Source organism: Mucilaginibacter sp. CAU 1740 (genome assembly GCF_039839285.1).
Taxonomy (GTDB): Bacteria; Bacteroidota; Bacteroidia; order Sphingobacteriales; family Sphingobacteriaceae; genus Mucilaginibacter.
Genome location: NZ_JBDOQS010000018.1, coordinates 100,842 through 120,016, shown reverse-complemented (window position 1 = coordinate 120,016; position 19,175 = coordinate 100,842). Strand labels below are relative to the sequence as shown.

General features: G+C 43.7%; 11 protein-coding genes. 2 read left to right on the top strand and 9 right to left on the bottom strand.

Going from position 1 to position 19,175, the window contains the following annotated elements; all coding sequences use genetic code 11:
* Nucleotides 1-25: 25 nt before the first annotated feature.
* The 5 genes from AAFN85_RS29405 to AAFN85_RS29385 form a co-directional block, all read right to left on the bottom strand.
* Nucleotides 26-1,261, bottom strand: coding sequence for a DUF4998 domain-containing protein (locus AAFN85_RS29405; protein ID WP_347531545.1), 1,236 nt, complete (start codon nucleotides 1,259-1,261; stop codon nucleotides 26-28).
* A 20-nt stretch (nucleotides 1,262-1,281) separates the two neighbouring features.
* Nucleotides 1,282-2,520 (bottom strand): DUF5000 domain-containing lipoprotein, encoded by a 1,239-nt coding sequence (locus AAFN85_RS29400; protein ID WP_347531544.1) that lies wholly within the window; start codon nucleotides 2,518-2,520, stop codon nucleotides 1,282-1,284.
* Nucleotides 2,521-2,569: 49 nt separating this feature from the next.
* Nucleotides 2,570-4,480, bottom strand: a complete 1,911-nt coding sequence (locus AAFN85_RS29395; protein ID WP_347531543.1) for a RagB/SusD family nutrient uptake outer membrane protein — start codon at nucleotides 4,478-4,480, stop codon at nucleotides 2,570-2,572.
* Between the two features lie 26 nt (nucleotides 4,481-4,506).
* Entirely contained in the window at nucleotides 4,507-7,842 is a 3,336-nt protein-coding gene (locus tag AAFN85_RS29390; RefSeq protein ID WP_347531542.1) for a TonB-dependent receptor, read from the bottom strand.
* A gap of 186 nt (nucleotides 7,843-8,028) precedes the next feature.
* On the bottom strand, nucleotides 8,029-10,023 hold the full coding sequence (locus AAFN85_RS29385; RefSeq protein WP_347531541.1) for an SGNH/GDSL hydrolase family protein: 1,995 nt from the start codon (nucleotides 10,021-10,023) through the stop codon (nucleotides 8,029-8,031).
* A 403-nt stretch (nucleotides 10,024-10,426) separates the two neighbouring features.
* On the opposite strand from AAFN85_RS29385, the gene AAFN85_RS29380 reads away from it, so the two are divergent.
* Nucleotides 10,427-11,899 carry a TIGR03790 family protein gene (locus tag AAFN85_RS29380; RefSeq protein ID WP_347531540.1) on the top strand — a complete coding sequence of 491 codons (1,473 nt, stop codon included), beginning with the start codon at nucleotides 10,427-10,429 and terminating at the stop codon, nucleotides 11,897-11,899.
* Between the two features lie 177 nt (nucleotides 11,900-12,076).
* Here the strand turns inward: AAFN85_RS29380 and fucP are convergent, their stop codons facing one another.
* Genes fucP through AAFN85_RS29365 form a run of 3 tightly spaced genes read right to left on the bottom strand, consistent with a single transcriptional unit; the run spans nucleotide 12,077 to nucleotide 15,389 of the window.
* Nucleotides 12,077-13,375, bottom strand: coding sequence for an L-fucose:H+ symporter permease (fucP, locus tag AAFN85_RS29375; protein WP_347531539.1), 1,299 nt, complete (start codon nucleotides 13,373-13,375; stop codon nucleotides 12,077-12,079).
* Between the two features lie 10 nt (nucleotides 13,376-13,385).
* Nucleotides 13,386-14,150, bottom strand: coding sequence for an SDR family oxidoreductase (locus tag AAFN85_RS29370; protein WP_347531538.1), 765 nt, complete (start codon nucleotides 14,148-14,150; stop codon nucleotides 13,386-13,388).
* Between the two features lie 9 nt (nucleotides 14,151-14,159).
* On the bottom strand, nucleotides 14,160-15,389 hold the full coding sequence (locus AAFN85_RS29365) for an enolase C-terminal domain-like protein (RefSeq protein ID WP_347531537.1): 1,230 nt from the start codon (nucleotides 15,387-15,389) through the stop codon (nucleotides 14,160-14,162).
* Between the two features lie 210 nt (nucleotides 15,390-15,599).
* Between AAFN85_RS29365 and AAFN85_RS29360 the strand changes: the two genes are divergently transcribed.
* On the top strand, nucleotides 15,600-16,475 hold the full coding sequence (locus AAFN85_RS29360; RefSeq protein ID WP_347531536.1) for an AraC family transcriptional regulator: 876 nt from the start codon (nucleotides 15,600-15,602) through the stop codon (nucleotides 16,473-16,475).
* Here the strand turns inward: AAFN85_RS29360 and AAFN85_RS29355 are convergent.
* Nucleotides 16,472-19,060 carry a hypothetical protein gene (locus AAFN85_RS29355; protein WP_347531535.1) on the bottom strand — a complete coding sequence of 863 codons (2,589 nt, stop codon included), beginning with the start codon at nucleotides 19,058-19,060 and terminating at the stop codon, nucleotides 16,472-16,474. The two genes, AAFN85_RS29360 and AAFN85_RS29355, sit on opposite strands and share 4 nt — an antisense overlap.
* Nucleotides 19,061-19,175 lie beyond the last annotated feature (115 nt).

The window sequence follows — 19,175 nt, the reverse complement described above, 5'->3', positions numbered from 1 at the left end:
AAGCAGCCCGGCCATGTGGTTGTTATTATAGTAGTGCGTTGTTCCAGAAGGTAAGCTCACTCATGTTGGTGTAGTTGCCTTCACCGTTGGCATTATGTTTTATCCTGATGCGGATATAACGTACTGGCGGCGGATTAGGATCAAAGTTAACCTTCAGCGGCGCGCTGCCATCATCTGTCCTTTTTATTTCCTTAAGCAATTTCCATCCTTTGGCAGTAGCTTCGGCAGCCCAGCCGGCATCGTTAGCTTTTAAGTTGGTTGTGGCGTTGGTTAAATCGGCTATACCCCAAACCTCAAAATCATCCGGATTGTGGCAGCAGTTACGGCCGGTTTCTTCAATGGCAACCAAACCTTTATAAACCGCGCCCATATCAAAAGTGATAACCACCGGCAGCGGACCGTTTCCATCACTGTGGAAAATGTTAGGGAAGCCCTGCGGACCATTACTACCATCCCAAAGTCTGTCAATATCAGTATCGCCTTCGTATGGTTTTGCATCGTTAGTAAGGTATTTCTTTGCGAAAAGCTTTTTATCGCAAATGGCAACTGAATTTATGGTTGCAAAATCTTCATAGTCGGATACATAAAAGGTATCGATAGCTGTTTTTGCTGGAATAAATGCCGAACGGAACTGGATCTTAGTGTCGGCTTTATAATCGGGCAGTATAATTGAAAGGCTATCAGCATTGATCCTGGCAAAACTTTCTTTGTCGGCTTTGTTAGTGTATTTAATAACCGTGAACACATTGTGCGCGCTGGTATCCATCAGGTTAAAGTTAAGTTTAACCTTGCCATCGGCACTAATGCCATATGGGTTTGTTAGGTTATAGTTACGGCTTGAAAGGCCCGACTGGTAGATAGGCCCGTAAACCTTAACATTATTAACATCGCGCGGAACAGAGCGGTTACCCTTAGCATCGTACGAGAACACCGTGAACGAATAAATGTATTCGTTAAGGTTGGGTACAATAACCGTTAAACTATCCGATGGGTTATGATTATCCGAAGTATAAACAATCGAGTCGGCACGGTTATTCCAATATACTACGTAGCGGGATACGCTTGGGTCGCTGCTTGGGTGAAAGGTTATTCCCGCACGGAGGTTACCCGGGCGAGGGGTGATCTTGCTGATGGTACCGGGATATTTAACCTCTTTTCCGTTCAGGAAGGATTCAAAAGCGGTGTCTTGCTTGCTGCAGCCGTACATCAGGTATCCCACTAAACCCAAAGCAGCTATTCTGATAATATTTTTCATTTTCATTTTGATCTGGATTTTAATGCTTATTGGGGGTTACCATAAATTGAAAGCTCCATCATGTGGGCAAAGTCACCGTTAGACCAGGTGCTGTGCGCCATAAACCTGAAATATTTAATAGGCGTTGAACCCGGCGGAACGTTAAAGTTTACACCGGCGGCAACAAATGCGGCATCGGCCGCGTTGGTGAAGCCCGGCGTAAGGCCCGATGGCGGATTAGGGTAATGATAGTTACCAATGTTTACCCAATCGCCAACTACGGTACCAACCGGTGCATAATCAGGCAGTCTTACATCCTGCGGAGCAGTGACGTTTGATCCCCAAATCGAGAAATCTTTAGGGTTACCGTGTCCGTAAGCGTATTGATCTGGGCGTTCCCATAAAACAAAACGGCTTAATTGGGCTGATACACCTAAGCTGAAGGTAACCTGCATTGGTGCAGGACCGCCCGGAGCGGTATGCCAGCCGTTTGAATAACCGTCGGTTTTATTATCCCACAGGTAAGGCACTTCCCAGCCATAAGCTGTTTGGCTATCGGTAGGGGTTTTATAAACCGCGAAGTTGGCTTTGTTAAGCAGGGTTTCAAAAATTGGGGTTATGGTAACTAAGGTAGTATCAGATATATTGCCAAATTTATCGGTAACATAAACGCCAAATTGCCGTGCCACTGCCTGGTAACCCCTTATGGAATAATTGAGGGTATCTGTATTGGTATAATGCTGATCGGCAATTTCAAGTGATTGAGTTGATTTTTGAAAATCGAGCAATACTACGCCTATATCGCGCTTTTCCGGGTTTAAGGCTTTAATGTTTATACCTCCAAAATCGGAAGTGACGGCAACGGTAGCTTTGATCAGCCTGTAAAAAGGCTCATTGGGGTGCACCTTAACTACTAATGGATCTGATTTTACGTTTGCCCTGCTTACCGAGTAAAGCGTTACCTCATAATCCTGGCTTTTGGCAAAACCATCAACCGTTACTGTATCAGAGTAATAGCTTGATTTGGTTTGGCGGGTGGTTTTATCATTGATACGATACTCGGCCTGTACATACAGCAGGTTATCTGAATTTGGCAGATCATAAGTGATATAAGCGCCGCCGTTAAAGTTTTTAACCTTTACATTGCTAACATTGGCAGGTTTACTTAAATCATTAGATACCTCTTTAATATACCCGTCGTTTTTTTTGCATGAGTTTAGGCATGCTGTAAACAGCAGCGCCAGGAGGGCTAATGCTGTCACCGGATAATTTTTAATGCGTTTCATAATTCTTATTTATATGGAATTAGTTCGTTTATAATTGATGGGCAATGGCCTACCAGTAGGTGGTTTGTACCAGGTTATTGTTAACCGTTAAATCGTAATCTTTTATCGGCCAGAAATAATTGCGTAACCCAAAAACAGGGGTCATTACCGTGTTTGGACGATAGTAGTTACCAGCTTCGGTTTCGTAAATGTTCCAGCCCTGCATTGGTACGCTTAGCACTTGCTGAATTTCTTTCCAACGGCGCAGGTCCCATCCGCTTTGCGCTTCAAAACAAAGCTCGATACGGCGCTCGCGGTGAATGATATCGCGCAAACCTTCCTTGGTGGTTGGCTTATTTGGATTTTTCGAATAAGTAGCCCATGAATCAAGTACGCCTTTCAAACCGGCCCTTGCACGCACCCTGTCAATATAATCGTAAGCCTCTGGTGTTGGGCCGTTTACCTCGTTTAGTGCTTCAGCATAAAGCAGGTATAAACCGGCAAGCCTCATTAAAGGCAGGTGAAACTCTACAGATTGAAAGCCATCGTCATAAACAGAGAGATAATTAGCTAATTTTTTAGGCCAGTATCCGGTGATATTTAGCGTGTTACGGTCTTTAGGGCCGGCGAGCGAGGTATTACCCCTTGCTTCTACGTGATAGGCTTTGTCCTGATCATAAATACCATTGCCATACCATATGGCGCCATCAAAAGCGATGTTAGCGTAAAAACGGGTTTCGCGACCGTAATGCTCGTTAATGGTGGTATAACCTTGGGCTATATAATATTTATCAGCATCGCCTGCTGTTTTAAGCGAATAGCGGTTGGCATAATCATAATTCTTATCCTCATTAACCGGGACACCATTAGCAGTATAAAAAAGCTCCTGGGTTGAAATAGGTACCGCGAAGGTTGATGGGTTTGAGAAGATGTTTACTGCCGATTTTGGTGTTAACCTTGGTGTAGCATAACCCTGGCACGGGAAAGTTGGGTTCAGCGCCCAGATCAATTCCGGGTTTTGGTCCCATTTTTCGGTAACCGCGTTTTGAATGGTTAATTCGCCACGTATCTGGTCAGACAGGCTGCCAACTACCGGCGGCGCAACAAAGGTGTACAATTTAAGGCCATTTGCAGTACAAGCATCAATAGCGGCTTTGGCGGCATCAGCGGCGCGTTTCCATTTTTGCGGATCGACAGTAGTTGAAAATAACAGCTGGCCATCCTTGTTTTTCATGCTCGCATAATCGGGGTTGCCGTTAAACAGCGGACTGGCCTGGGTTGCCAACATTTCGGCCTTGATAGACATTGCTGTTAACTGCGTAATACGGCCTAACTCTTTAGCCTGGTTGGTGATAACCGGTGGCAGGTTAGGGATAGCCTCATCAAGCAGTTGCACACAGTAGTTAAATACAGAATCGACCGGGGCGCGTTTTACCCTAACTTCTTCGGTGCTGGCCGAGATATCAACGTTGGTTTTGATCAAAGGTACCGGGCCGTAAAGGCGACACAGGTAATAATGATAATAGGCTTTTAAAAACTTAACCTCGGCAATCCAGCGGGCTTTTTCGGCTGGTGTAAGATCATACGCCTCGTCAATATTTTCGAGGAAGATGTTACACCTGCGTAACGAGCGGAATAATGCTTGCCCGCCATTTGCACCATCCCACCAGTTAATACCGGGGTTACTGCTGTTTTGCGTACCGCGGATAAGGTTAAAGCCGGTTTCGTTAAGCGGTTTATTGGTGAGGTTGTTGGGATAAATAATTTCTGACGAGGTTGTGAAGCCTACGTTTGATGTAGGATCATAAAACTGCTGCAACGTTGCGTAGCAGGTAAACAGGTAGTTTTCGGCCTCGTTACGGTTCCTGAAAGCGTACTCGAGGGTGCCGGTATTATCGGGCGTTACATCAAGGTATTTTTTACATGATGCGCCCGAAACCAGGAGCCCTACCAGTAATAAAAGTTTATAATATTGTTTCATAATACTAAGTATTGATCAGTAAAAAATTATAGGTTAACGTTGATACCTAAGTTGAACACCTTTTGTATAGGGTAGGCAAAACCGTTTCCGCCCAACTCCGGATCCCATAGTTTAAAGGGACTCCAGGTGTACAGGTTTAAGCCGTTAAAGTAAATGCGGCATTTGGTTAGGTTTAAGTGTTTCAATATTGATGGCGGCAATGAATAACCTATCTCTACCGATTTTAAGCGTACAAAGCTGCCGTCGCGCATCCACCAGGTACTGTTTTGGCGGTTGTTTTCGATTTGGTTGCCGGTAACGCCTAACCTTGGATAAGTGGCATACAGGTTTTGGTTTTCTTCGCTCCAGTGGTCATCGGCAAAAGCTTTGATCAGCTGGGTGTTGCCATAAATGTATGGATCAGGACTTTGGATGAACGGGCTAACACGACTTGGATCGATAAAGAACGAAACACGGGCCTGTCCCTGGAAGAAACATGAAATATCGAAGTTTTTGTAACCGCCTGATAAACCTGCACCATACACAATTTCGGGTACCGTTGGGTTGCCTATAAAAGTTTGGTCGGCACCGTCAATTTTACCATCGCCGTTCAGGTCGCGGTATTTGATGTCACCGCCGCCCGGGGCAATGCCATTGGTCGAAAATATTTGTGATGGAGAGTTTCTGGCCTCGTTATCATCAACAAATAAACGTTCGGCAATGTAACCAAACTGCCTGTTTATGGTTTGGCCGGTTTGGTAGCGATAGGCCTCGGCCCATTGAGGTTCTTCGTAGTTACCATATTTGGTGGTTGCCAAGGTAAAGTTACCGCGGCCCTGTAACCAGCCGCTACGGCCAACCTGGGCTTTATAATCTGCCGATAAGTCGATACCTTTTGAATCGGCTGTGCCTATGTTGGCGGTTACTTTAGGGTTGCCATTATCATCAAGCGCTTCAAGGCCCATGGTGGTAGGCAATGTTGAACGTGTTTGTAAAATGTTGTAGCGGTGGTATTTGTAAACTTCGGCAACTACGTTAAGGTTTTTAAACATGGTAAACTCAAGGCCCAGGTTAAGCTGGCGCGAGGTTTCCCAGGTAATATTAGGGTTTGCGTAGTTGTTAATGTAAACACCTTCGCGCCTGTAATCATTAAGGGTACCAAAATAGGCAGGGTTACCTCCATTAAGGTTAACATCCGACAGGAAGAAGAACCGTTGCTGGCCAATGGCATCATTACCCACCAAGCCATAGCTGGCCCTTAATTTTACGCGGTTGAATACATTGTACAACCCTTCCCAGAATTTCTCATCAGATACGATCCATGAACCACCAATGGTAGGGAAGAAGCCAAACCTATGGTTAGATGAGAAACGCTCAGTACCATTGTAACCAAAGTTAAACTCTAAAAAGTAACGGCTTTTGAACGAGTAAGTGGCACGACCGGCTACTGTAAGGTTACGGTATGGTAATGAATACTGTAATGTTGTGTACTTCAACACCGGATCTTTAGCATCAGAGTACACGGTTTGTTGGCGCGTGCCAATTAATGAAGCGCTTATGTTATGATCGCCAAAGGCACGGCTATAATCCAAAACACCCTGAAAAAAGATGTAGGTGTTCAGGTTATCGTTGTCCCTGTCACGGCTGTAGGTAAGGTATTCGGTAGGTATGTTTGGTATATTGTTACCGGTTTGCGAGTTAAGCCAGGTTAACTTATACGTATTGGTAGCTTTGTCATAGTTGTTTTCGTCCGCGAAATAATAAAACGGCGAATAATTCATGTGCGATTGAAAGTACGCGTACCTGTTGGTATGGAACAACCCATGAAAATTAAGCCCATCGGTAATGAAATTGAGCTTTTGGTTTAACTCCAATTGTGCTGAAAGCCTTGACTCCGAAAAGTTTTTATGGCCACGCAGTAATGCGGCATAAGGGTTATTATAAGCGATTGAGTTTGGCCCCGGAGAGGTGCCGTTAGCAACATTAGGTGCCGCGTTACCAAATAAAATGTGTTTGGCGTTCATGTTTGCCGAATCGGCCGGGAAATAGGCCGGGAACAATACCGGGCTGGTGTGCACGGCAACGTTATACAAATCGGTAGAGAACGAGGCGTCGCTGGTCATCGGGCCATTGTACTCGTTAAATGAACCTACTAATCTTACCACCAGTTCGGTGCTTTTAGTTAGGTTAATGTTCACGTTTGAACGGAGCTGGAAATTCTCGAACTTAACGTTGTTATTATTATTGTTGGCAATATCCTCACGTAAAATACCGTGGTCAACGTTGTATGAGCCTGATACATAATAACGGGCAACATCACCACCACCGTTTACGCTAATATCGGCACGTTGGGTGGCGGTACGTTTTTTGAAAAGCATATCCAACCAGTCTACAGCCGGGTAAACGTATTTGTTACTGCCCGGATCACCGCGAAGAGCTGCTTCGGTATTTAATATTTTATTAGGGGTAAAGGGTGGAGGACTTGTTGGGTCGCGGGTGATGGTAGCTTCGTTAAAAAGCTTCATATAGGTAATAGGATCGGCAAGCTGTAGCGTTTTGGCCGATTGGCTGATCGAGTTCTCCACACGGGCGTTGATCTTGGCTTTACCTACCTTACCTTCTTTAGTGCTTACCAAAATAACACCGTTTGCACCACGGGCACCGTAAAGGGCTGTAGCGCTGGCATCTTTTAATATCGAAAAGCTGGCAATATCATCAACCTGCAAACGGGCAAGGTCATTAGCTGTCAACTCCACGTTATCAATCAAAATAAGCGGATCTTTTTTGTAACCAAAGGTTGTCACACCGCGGATAAAGAAGTTAGAGTTATCCAAACCCGGCTGCCCGTTAGGCTGAAAAGCGATAACACCCGCAACCTGGCCAGCCAAAGCATTGGTTAAGTTACTGGCCGGGATCTTCAGATCCATCGGTTTAACGGTTGTTACGGAACCTACTACGGCTTCGCGGCGTTCCTTTTTACCGTAGGCCAAAACTACAACCTCATCAAGGCCTCGTTTTGATTCTTTAAGTACGATGTTAACCACCAGCTTGCTGGCCGAAACGGTGAACGTTTGATCAACAAAAGTTACATACGATACTTTCAGGATGGTGCCCGGCTCGGCATCTATCACGAATTTACCGTTAACATCGGTAGTGGTAGCTACGTTTTTACGGTTAGTGGCTATGATGTTAGCCCCGACAATTCTTCCGCCAAGGGTATCGGCCACGGTACCGGTAATAGTTACCTTAGTTTGCGCATGTGTAAGGTTTGCCGAGAAAAGCAGGCTCAGCAGCAACAATACAAAGCAATAAAAACCCGGTGCAGGTTTGTATGGGAGTTTGCGCTCCCCCCGGGTTTTGATCATTGGGTAAAGTTTGTTCATAAATTTGGTTTAATAAATTGGTTAAGAGGTTTTTGAAATTGGTTTGAAGGGTTTTAGTTCGCGTTTAAGTACGAAGCAATGGTTTTGCGTTTGGTTTAATCATTCTATTAGGGGTTAAAATATGTTAGTTTGACAATTAAAATTTCAGGTACGGGTATGTGCTTTGCTACTATCCTTTTAAAAAAATCAGTTGGTTAAAAAGTAGATCACCTGGCACGTATTCCCCTTGCTGTTAGTGTTTTTATTGTTGTCGATTTTAAGCTTGAGTGTGTGGTTGCCCTTTTTTAGATCGGTACTGAAGGTTACATACCAGGGCAGGTACAGCCACGAACTGAACTGCGTGTACAGGTCCATTGATTTTTCTGCACCGCCATCAATGCTGTAGCTGATAATACCTGCATCCGGGCCGGATACTATAGCCATGCCGATAGCAGTTCCTTTAAAAGGCAAGGTTAGGCTTGAGCCTGATTTTGTACCGATAAGCATTGGCTTATGCACAAAGCCCTCGCGGGTACTGGTATTATCTGTAGGTGCCCAGTCCGGATTGATTGCCCATCCGTTTAGATCTCTGGCGTTTTGGATACTATAGTATTGACCATTGCTAATACTTAAGGTATTCAATGGTTTTGGGAGCGATTTATTGACTGATTTTTTACCTGCCGGTTGTTCATCAGTAAAACATTTATCCAACAGGCTTTTTATCGAAGCGAAATAAAGCTCCTGCCCGTAAATGGCGGGGTGGAGGTCTTTAAAATCATATTGCCATGAAAACTCGTGGTTGTTTAGTTTATCGGTTACTTCTTTAGCCAGGTTAATTGAGGGCAGGCCATAGTAACCAGCGATCAACTCGTGGTTTGCAATTTGAAAAGGTGTTTTGCCATTGTTATAATCCCTGATCTTGTCGGGATCAACAAACTCCATCATCACCACATCCATTGCCGGATTGGCTGTTTTAGCGTGGCGCACAATGCCTTCTAATGTTTTAACTTCGGTGAGGCTATCTAAACCGTTCACGTTATCGTTTACCGCGGCTTCAACAAACATCAAATCAACTTTGCCCGAATCCAACACATCGCGCTGTAAGCGGAACGAATGCGGTACACTACCCAAAGATGGAATACCGGCCTGTATAAAATGAAATTTGGTAGCCGGGAAACGCTCGGTAAGGTAACGGCTGATTTTTTCGCGCCAGCCTGGGTTGTAGGTTATTGATCCGCCTAAAAAAGCAACCGTAGCGGTTTTATTCGATTTGAAAGCAATAAGGCTGTTTGTTAATCCGTTACGGGTATTGAAATAATTGTTATAAGGCAGTGCTTTCTTAACCGGATAGCTATAACTGATAATCAGATTAGCCCATTGTTCCGGGTGCTCAATAGGGAAGTGGTGCCCATTCAACTCCTGCGGACCGGCAGTTACCGGGTAAACCATCATAGGCCCACCTAAAGCGGTGTAACGTTGTGCAAGGATATTGGTATTCTCTGCATTTGGCACTATTTTGTCATCAATACCGATGATGTGCATTACCGGTACTTTGAACGCGGCAAGCCCATCAAGGTTGTCGATAGGATTATCATGATAGGCAAGTGCCTGTTGTTCAGTAAAGTGATAAACTTGCTGTAGCTCTTTCCACAAAGCGGTATCGCCAACACCGGATAGTTTGCCACCCGGCCAGCTTTTAATATCGCATACCGGGGCTTCGTTATAAATACAGCTTACTTTATCCGGGTTGCGCTTGGCCCAGCCGTAAACGTACAAACCACCGCGACTAACACCTTCAAGTGCCACTTTTGCTGCAAAGCCTTGCTGTGCGGTTAAATACCGGTAAAAAACATCCCATACCTGCAAAGCGTAGGGGCTGCCATATTGGTTATCAACGTTAACATAAGCAACATGAAAACCCTTACTAAGCAAAATGCTATCGATATCAGTATGCCAATCGGGGAATGATGCACGCCAGATCCATGGATTTCCGTCGAGCGATTTTTTAGGATTTACAAAATATGCGCTATGTGGGCCTATGCTAAGGTTTACGCGCTCAAAACCCTTCCAACTGTCGTTGGCTGTTTTTTGAACACTATATGCGGCTGGGGCATTGCCCGCAAGCCCATTTTCATGATGCTGTGCTGAGGCAATACCGGCCGCGAACCCAAATAATAGCGCAATTAGTAAAGTTTTGATCATTCAGTAATGGTTATAGCAATCCCAGTCCAGGTTTGAGGCTCTTTTTTTCGGGCCGCTGTACCTGGTTTAATTCTTTTTAGTAAACCTTCAGTAGTTGTTGTTTATAATTAAGATAAAAGTATAGTGTACGTTACCAATAAATTGCGCTAAAATTGATTAGTTTCAATACTATTTTGACTATGTATTTTGGTAGATGTGTCAGAAAAACGATTTAGGAACAATTTACTTGCAATAAGTGTGTATTCAACAACAAAATAAGTGCAACTTTTTTATTTGTTGTTGCCAAAATTGTACAGAAATTTGAACCCGCATACCGCAAGTGGCAAATGAGGGTAAAACGTTTTAAAGTGCAGACCATCTGCCATTTTTTGTCTATCTATGCGGCGCAAAAACATATACCCCTATGAAAAAACATAAAATAGCCTGTTGCGCAATATTTTTGATGTTTGTTGCGCTAACTCAAGTATCTGCCCAAACAAAATCCCTAACCACCCGCGTACTGGTGGTAGAAAATTCAAAAAGCCCGATCTCTATCGCGATAGCAAACGACTACATGAAACGTCGCGGTGTAACTAATTTTATAAATGTAAGCTGCCCGGATGGCGCTGTAGATCAGCAAGCCGAAAGCATCAATTACCCGGATTATGTTACCGCCATCGAGACGCCTATAAAAGCCTATTTAAAAAGCCATACCGAAATTGATTTTATAGTTTTTACCAAAGGCGTACCCATCAGGGTTTACAACACGCCGAATAAACCTTATGGAGGCGTATGCTCCTTAGATAGCCGGATCTCGACGCTTGGATATGAGGCCGACCCAACCTCGAGCATTATCAACGTTACCGATCCTAATTATGGGAGCGATTATGTTGGCGATGCCTGGGCCAATAAGTTTTTTAACAGCGAAAGGCGTTTTAGCCATGCACAATTTGGCGGCTACCTGGTAACGCGCCTGGATGGATATACCCAAGCCGATGCCATAGCCGTAACCACACGCTCGTTAGCAGCCGAAAAGAACATGGAAAATGGTACCATTAACCAGGGCCCTATATTACTGGATGCCTGCTTCGATTTCGGTTTTCCGAATAAAGAAGGGCAACCATATTCATTGATCCCTGCTAATTACAAACCGGGCCAAAAGCTGTTTATTACTAAAGAGAGCGTGTATGGCGAATATAACTCTGATATGAGCGTGGCGCACGATTACCTGCTGAGTAAAAAGATCCCGGTTTTATATGATAGCACCAATGTTTTTGTTGGGCACAAATCTGGTTTGATGGGGTATATATCATGGGGGAGTAATGATACGCATTATGATCCGGCAGCCTATAACTCGTTAAAATTTGCCGCCGGTGCATTGTGCGAAACCGCCGTATCAACCAGTGCCCGTACATTTTTACCAACTGAAGGTGGACAATCATTAATTGATGATATTGTAAAACAAGGCGTAACCGGTGTTAAGGGTTATACTGACGAGCCCCTACTGCAGGGGATAGCTTCGCCAAGCATCCTGTTTAACCGCTACACCCGAGGCTGGACCCTGGCCGAAAGCTACTACGCGGCATCGCACATGGAAGGCTGGATGGGCATAGTAATTGGCGACCCGATTTGCCGGGCTTATGTTGATCCAACCATTGTTCCGGTTTTGCCGGATAGTACGGTTGTGCTGTATCCTAATCCCAGTGTCGATACCGTGCATGTAAACCTTGAAGGCGATCATACCTTTAAAATTTATGATATAGGAGGAAAGCTTTTAAGATCTGGTAAATTGGTTGATAAACAGATCAGTATTCGGGATCTGGAGGTTGGGGTTTACATTGTTACGATCTCAAACGGTGGAAAAGAGATCAGCAGGAAAGTGATCAGGAAGAATTGAGAGGTTTTAATAAAAAACTTCGCTATTCGAAGTCTCTGACTTCGAATTTCATATGTATGGAGTTTGTAACTCCATACATATGAAAAAGTGTTAGCCGTGCATGTTACTGGAGTTGCAAACTCCAGGCATAGTCGTCCGAAGTTGAAAACTTCGGACAGCATAAGAATTATTCTACACTCAATGCGCTATCACCCTCAATACCGCACCTTCCGCATCCTCAGCCAAAGCCTTATGCTTCACAACATACCCCTTCATCCCATAAAATAAAACATACAGGTAGCAAACCAATGGCGCTATAAATGCCAGCTTAATGCCCGAATGATCGGATATTAACCCCATTACAGGCGGAATAATAGCCCCGCCCACAACGCCCATGATCAATAATGAAGAGGCTACCTTGGTGTACTCGCCAATATTTTTAATGCTGAGCGTAAAGATGATCGGGTACATAACAGAAGTAAAGAAACCCACCAGCGATAAGGTGATGATAGCCACATAACCCTGCGTTAGCACCGAAACCAAAATCAAAGCGAATGCCCCGGCACTGCAAATAATGAGCACTTTATTAGGTTTGGTATGTTTTAAAACTAATGCACCTAACAAACGCCCGGCTAATACCAGCGCCATGTAAAGGGTAATGAACAGGGCGGCTTTCTTTTCGGTCATGCCAATAATGTTCAATGTTTTGGTGTACCTGATGATAAAACTTACCACCCCAACTTCGGCACCCAGGTAAGCGAAAACGGCCAGCACGCCCAGCATGGTGTGTTTAAACTTAAAAACATCCGATAGTTTTTTTCTTGATATACCTTCGTTGATAACCGGGAACTTTAAAAAGTACAGTAAAATACAAAGCGCTATAAACAAGCCTGCCAAAGTAAGGTATGGCGTAATAACCATATGTGCCTCGTTGTTTAAAAAGTTTTTAAGCTGTTCGGGATTGAAGGAAGCGATCAGGTCTGCAGGGATATCCTTATCATGCAACAAAAACGCCGAGCCTAAATATGGCCCGATGGTTGCGCCTACCGAACCTATTGCGGCAGCTAAACTCAACCGGCTTGAGGCATGGTCAGGATCGCCAAGTTTGGAGATGTATGGCGTTGCTGTAACCTCTAAAATAGCAAAGCCCGAGGCCATGGTAAACAGGGCGAGCAGGAACACCGGGTAAAATCTGGTAGTTGCCGCCGGGTAAAATATGGTTGCGCCAATAGCTGCTAAAACCAGCCCGGTTACCATTCCCGTTTTATAGCCCTTTTTTTCGATAAACCTGCCAGCGGGCAAGGCCATCAAAAAATAGGCCCCAAAAAATGCCGACTGGATCAGCGACGATTGCAGATCGCTCAACTGGCAAGCCCTTTTTAAGTGTGGGATCAGCACATCATTAATGTTGCGGCTCAGGTTCCAGAAAAACATCAGGCTCATCACTATCAATAGCGGAACCAAATATTTCGACGAATTACCGGTGGTTTTACTCATAGCTTTAATTTTATCTTCTGTAACCTAATTCGGCCCCGCCGCTTACCGGCATAATGCAGCCGGTTACAAACCTTGCCGCGTCCGAGAGCAGAAAAACCGCCGCATCGGCCACTACATCACCTTCGGGGCAATAGCCAAGCGCGTGGATCTCATTCAAATATTTTTCTATCGATCCGGGATCGGGCTGTTCTGCCGCCCATTGCTTAAGCAGCGGTGTCCAAACCCCGGCGGGCGAGATAGCGTTAACCCGGATGCCGAATGAAGCATAATCCAAGGCCATTGATTTGGTAAGCGCGTTGATTCCGCCTTTGGTTGCCGTATAGGCCGCATGCAGACTTTGGCCGATATCGCCGGCCATGCTGCTGGTATTTAAAATGCAGCCTTTTGATGCCTTGAGCAAATTGATACCATGTTTGGTTGTCCAAAACAGGCTTTTTAGGTTGATGTTCATCAGCGCGTCCCATTCATCTTCGTCGGTTTCATCAACCGGTTTTGAGGGGTGGGCAATGGCCGCGTTGTTATGGATGGCATCAAGCCGACCATAATGTTTTTCTATTTCATCAATAGCGGCTTTTACATCGGCGCTTTTTGATACATCGCCGGCAATGCCTTTATGGTTGCCATCAAAGCCTGCAAGTACTTTAGCCAATGCCCGTTTGTTTACATCCATTATAAAAACGGTTGCTCCCTCACGTATGTAGGCCTCGGCACAGGCCAGGCCAATGCCCGACGCGCTGCCCGTAATAAAAATTACTTTGTTTAATAACTGGTTCATTTTTGGTTTTTAGCTGATCACTAAATCACTGCTGTTGCCCGCTTCGGCAGGTACGGCATAGTAGCCGCCGCTTATATTGGCCGGATGTTTAAAATAACGAGCCAAATGCGGTATATGTTCCAAAAATAAGTTTTCGTGACCAATAGCCACATGGTTAAACAACACTAAATGCTGATGGATCTGCCCCATATCGCCCACATGCGGAACAACAGGGATATTGAACTTTTTAGCCAGCAGGCTTATTGTCAAAAATTCAGACACGCCACCAACGCGCACGCAATCAACCTGGCAAAAATCCATAGCCCCGGCCTGCAAAAAGTTTTTGAAAATGATCTTGTTGGGAATATGCTCGCCCGCGGCTATTTTAAGCGGGGCTATCTCTTTAGCCAGCGTTTGGTGGGCAATTACATCATCGGGATGGGTTGGTTCTTCTATCCAATACGGGTTTATCGAACTTAACTCTTTACAAATACTAATAGCCTGTGGCAGGTTCCACTTCTGGTTGGCATCAAGCATAATGGTAGTTTTGTCGCCAGCCTCGGCACGTACCAGCTTTGCCCTGCGGATATCGCGTTGAGGATCGTTTGAGCCTACTTTTAGCTTCATGGCCGTAAACCCGCGGTCGATAGCACGGGCCACGTTCTCTTTAATTTTCTCGTCGGTGTAGTTGAACCAACCAACAGACGTATCATAAGCTTTATAGCCTGTTTGCAAAACGTTGTTACGTAAACCGCGACCGGCAAAATTGTTGGTTAAGATGCTTTCGGCCTCTTCAACGGTTAATACCTCTTCAAGATAATGAAGATCAAGTGTGGCTACCAGTTGCTGAGGAGTCAAGTCCATCAACAGCTTCCAGAGCGGTACCTGGCGGCTTTTGGCCCAAAGGTCAAAACAGGCGTTTACTATCGCGGCCAGTGCCAGTTGCATAACACCTTTATGCGGCCCAAGCCAGCGGTAGGTAGGCGAATCCAGTATCGAACGGTAAACTGAACCAAAATCGGCCATCAGTTCTTCAATTTCTTTACCTTTTAATGTTTCGGACAGGTATTGAATAGCTTTGCAAACCAAATCGTTACCGGCACCGAGGGTGAAAGCGAGGCCTATGCCTTTAATATTGCTATCGGTATGCAGTTCGCAAATGGCATAGGCGTATTGCGTTGAATCGTTCACGGCATCAGAACCCGCGCCGTTGCCCAGGTTAAAGCGTTTATCAATAACTTCAATTTTTGTGATATACATGTAAATAAATATGTTTTTTAAGGGGTGGTATCCCTTTAAAAAATGAAAACCTTGTTAGTTGCGTATTTATAAATTGGTTTTAGCTGCCTTTTCCGGATGAGGTATGCTGATGTAAAATTAGGCGGCCCGATTTTTTTACTTTCATTTAAATTGGCAATTTTCGATAGTATTTTTGCTTATATTTAAATCCTCTTCACCAATTTTGTTAAAATGAAACCAATTTTAGCCGTATTATCCGACGGGGTACAGTCGGAAGACCTTTTTTTAGCCAAGGAGGTAAAGCTCCCTTTTTTCTCTAACGAGTTTCATTTTCATGAAGAATGCCAGTTGGTGCACATCGTAAAAAGTTCGGGCAAACGCATTATTGGCGACCTGGTAGATTATTTTGAAAGCGGCGAATTAATTTTTTTGGGATCAAACATCCCACATGTATGGCACAACACCCAGGAGCAGGCTGTGGATGATGAGCAGATACCTTATGCGCACTCATTATCTATCTATTTCAACCCATCAAAACTGTTGATGCACCTGTCGGCGTTTGGAAATGTGCGTAAGATAGAATCGTTTTTAAATAAAGCCCAAAGAGGGGTGGAGTTGAATGGAAAATGCAGGGAGGCGGTTGTGAAGCTGATGTACCAGATATTACAGCAGGAAGGTTTGCAGAAGATCATCACCCTGCTGGAGATCCTGAATATCATGAGTTCGGACGAAGAGTATAGCCTGCTGGCCAGTATCAACTATACCAACCAATACCAATATCACGATAGTAAGCGCATGGACCAGGTGTTTAAATACATCTTTGATAACTTTAGGGAAGATATATCCCTCAATACTATTGCTGATGTTGCCAACATGAACACCTTTGCATTTTGCAGGTTTTTTAAAGCGCGCACCCAAAAATCTTTCACCCAGTTTGTAAACGAAACAAGAATAGGCTATGCCTGTAAACTGCTGGCCAATAAAGACCACAGTATTACAGATATAGCCTATGAGTGCGGTTTTAACAACGTATCAAACTTTAACCGCTTTTTTAAGGTGATCAAAAAAGCAAGTCCGCGCGAGTACCGTAACCAGATCCTTGCTTAGTTATCGTAGCTGTTAAAACGGGCCATTAAATTATTTGATGTGCGGGTTTCGGCCCATTTTATTTCTTCGTTCATAAAATGTTCGGTACGGCAGCCATTGTTACGGATGCTTTTTATGAAATCGAAGTAAAGGTCGTTAAATACGTACACGTTTTCTTTAAGTATGGCGTAGTTGCTTAGGATAAAGCCTAAGGTGTTCACTTTAACAATGATCTGTCTCGAATCGTCGCATAGTTTGATCAAGCTTTTAATGTTGTTCACAACTAAAGTATGATTGGTTGCAGGCAGGGTGAGTTTTATTTTCAAGCCTTCGTAAAGCACTTTCATAAAAGTTGTAAAACCACCTTCCTTCTCGTTGTATTGGTCGCTTATCTCGTTAAATATTTCCCTGGCTTTTTCTTCATAACCCGATGTTAGGTATGATTCGGCCATAATGGTTTTCAGGATAAAAGCATATCCTTCCGACTGGTTAGGGTAAACCTTATTAAGGCCGTTAATGAGTTTTGCTGCTTTGTTATGTTTTTGGCAAATGGTTGAAGTATAAAGCGCCAAAAGATTTATCAGTTCGTTAAAGCCTTTGGAGATACCCACGTTTTCGGTAGGATTGAAATAAAACCTGGTGATCTGGATCAGCGCGTCTTTCTTTACAATGCCATATTTAAGATAGAAAAGTATGGTTTCAATACAATCAATAGGGTTAATGGGCAGGTTTTGCAGACTTTTTTGATTATACAGTTTTAAGTCGTTAAGATGTTTTTCAAGCTTTGTCAGATCAAGCTGCATAACAGCTATAGCAGCCAGGCAGGTTTTTATCAGGATCTGCTGTTGGCTCGAAAGGCGGAAGTGTAAAAACGTTTCCAATACCTGTTCGTAGGCCACATCAATAAACTCAAGGCTGATGAAATAGTTAAAAAAATCTTCACTGCACACCTGCCTGAACAGGTCTTCCATCCGTTCAGATTTATTGTTGTTTGCGCGTTGAATTTTCAATAACTCGCCAATAAAACTAATGATCTCCGATTTTTCGGCAGGCGACATCCGTACATTTAGCAAAGCCTTCAGGTCAAACTCGTAATCTTTGTATATCGAATTATAGATAAACCATTTGATAATAGGCAGTTTTTTCTCGCGCGAGAAAACAAGATCGGCCAGGTTTACCAGGTTTTCATCAAACACATAGTTGTTGTTATACATCAGTATCATGGCCAGTGCGTATTCTAACGTAACTTCATCGCTCATTTTAACAATAAAGTTTAGTTTGCTTTCGCGCGAAAGGTTCAATTCTTCAACAATGCCAGAACTGATCATTTCCTGGTAAGCCGGGCCATACTTTTTAAGCAACTCATATACCTTAAGCTTGTTAACCTCATATACATTATTATCGGTGTCCATTTGGTTAATGATACCGGTAATGAGCAGCACTTTTTCAATGGCATAGTGCCCTTTATATATATTATGGTAATAATTGGCGGCTACCAGGTGGTAGTAAGTAAGATCATTAAAATGGGTAAGACTAAAATTATCGCTGTATTTCTGATAGTAGTATTGAAAATACAGGGGCAGGCTTAATTTATCGATGATAGGTAAAGTTATTTCATGCGTAACATTGGGGTTTATGTTTTCACAAAGTTTTTTGATCTGCTCTGATGACAATGGAGGCACATTGCGTTTATGCTCATTATCCATCATAAAGCCGGTAAACCATACATCCGGTTTGGCTATAATATCCTCACGGAAATTGGTCCAGGTAGATGAGCGCATGGTTAATATCACTTTAAACCATGGGTATTTGTGATACATGCTAATGATATCGGCCAGCTGGTTAAAAGTGGTTTCGAAATTGTTGTTTTTGAAGTAGAAATCATCAAAACCATCAATTATCAATATAAACCTACCATTAAACCCTTCAACCATATCAGCCAAACCATCAAGGTCTTCATCTGCCGAGAGGCCTATCAAACCCATCAGCCAATCATTTAAGTTGATGTTTTGTAAAGACGAATTGATGGTATTGCCGTTAAAAAACAAGATGATGTCTTTATTTTCTTTATCGATATTGGTTTTTACCAGTTCCTTTACCCAATGGCACAGGCCAATTGTTTTACCATAGCCGGCAGGGGCGGTGAACACTGTAGCGGTGTAAGGCTGCTGCATAAATATCGACAGCTGCTCCTCCACAAAATTACGCGGTATGGTGTATTGAAACGGGATACCCGAATGGTTCATTTGGGTTTGCAACGTAAAATTGGTGATCCGCTCGGCTTTGGCCGTGATACTACAAGGTTTGTTTTCGGCGTTGTGTTGCTTTTTTGCAGGTGTTTTTTGCCTGCTTTGGCAAAAAGCATCCCAACCGGTATAATCGCAAAATTCGGCCAGCGCGTTCATTGTGAATAACGAGGGCGTGAATTTGCTGTACGCGAAGCCAAAAATCCGCTTTAAAGTGGTTTCGCTGATGCTTTTCTGCGTTTTGTTAAATAATGCCAATGATAGCGCTTTGCAATCGGCAGGAGTAATGTAGGTCATGTTGGCCTTTTCTGTCAACTCCTTCTTTAACAGATCAAAATGATACGTCGAAAATAAATGCATTAGGTCAGGTTTTAGGGTGAATACTGTTAGCAATTAGCATTTATGTTTAAACAAACATAAATGATGTAAAAAGTCAGTTTCTTAAAAAAATGTATCAGCTCAGGTTTACCTGAAA

What these genes read in the sequence shown, in the direction of transcription:
- AAFN85_RS29405 (WP_347531545.1), bottom strand. Translation starts at nt 1,261, where the DNA reads ATGAAAATGAAAAATATTATCAGAATAGCTGCTTTGGGTTTAGTGGGA.
- AAFN85_RS29400 (WP_347531544.1), bottom strand. Translation starts at nt 2,520, where the DNA reads ATGAAACGCATTAAAAATTATCCGGTGACAGCATTAGCCCTCCTGGCG.
- AAFN85_RS29395 (WP_347531543.1), bottom strand. Translation starts at nt 4,480, where the DNA reads ATGAAACAATATTATAAACTTTTATTACTGGTAGGGCTCCTGGTTTCG.
- AAFN85_RS29390 (WP_347531542.1), bottom strand. Translation starts at nt 7,842, where the DNA reads ATGAACAAACTTTACCCAATGATCAAAACCCGGGGGGAGCGCAAACTC.
- AAFN85_RS29385 (WP_347531541.1), bottom strand. Translation starts at nt 10,023, where the DNA reads ATGATCAAAACTTTACTAATTGCGCTATTATTTGGGTTCGCGGCCGGT.
- AAFN85_RS29380 (WP_347531540.1), top strand. Translation starts at nt 10,427, where the DNA reads ATGAAAAAACATAAAATAGCCTGTTGCGCAATATTTTTGATGTTTGTT.
- fucP (WP_347531539.1), bottom strand. Translation starts at nt 13,375, where the DNA reads ATGAGTAAAACCACCGGTAATTCGTCGAAATATTTGGTTCCGCTATTG.
- AAFN85_RS29370 (WP_347531538.1), bottom strand. Translation starts at nt 14,150, where the DNA reads ATGAACCAGTTATTAAACAAAGTAATTTTTATTACGGGCAGCGCGTCG.
- AAFN85_RS29365 (WP_347531537.1), bottom strand. Translation starts at nt 15,389, where the DNA reads ATGTATATCACAAAAATTGAAGTTATTGATAAACGCTTTAACCTGGGC.
- AAFN85_RS29360 (WP_347531536.1), top strand. Translation starts at nt 15,600, where the DNA reads ATGAAACCAATTTTAGCCGTATTATCCGACGGGGTACAGTCGGAAGAC.
- AAFN85_RS29355 (WP_347531535.1), bottom strand. Translation starts at nt 19,060, where the DNA reads ATGCATTTATTTTCGACGTATCATTTTGATCTGTTAAAGAAGGAGTTG.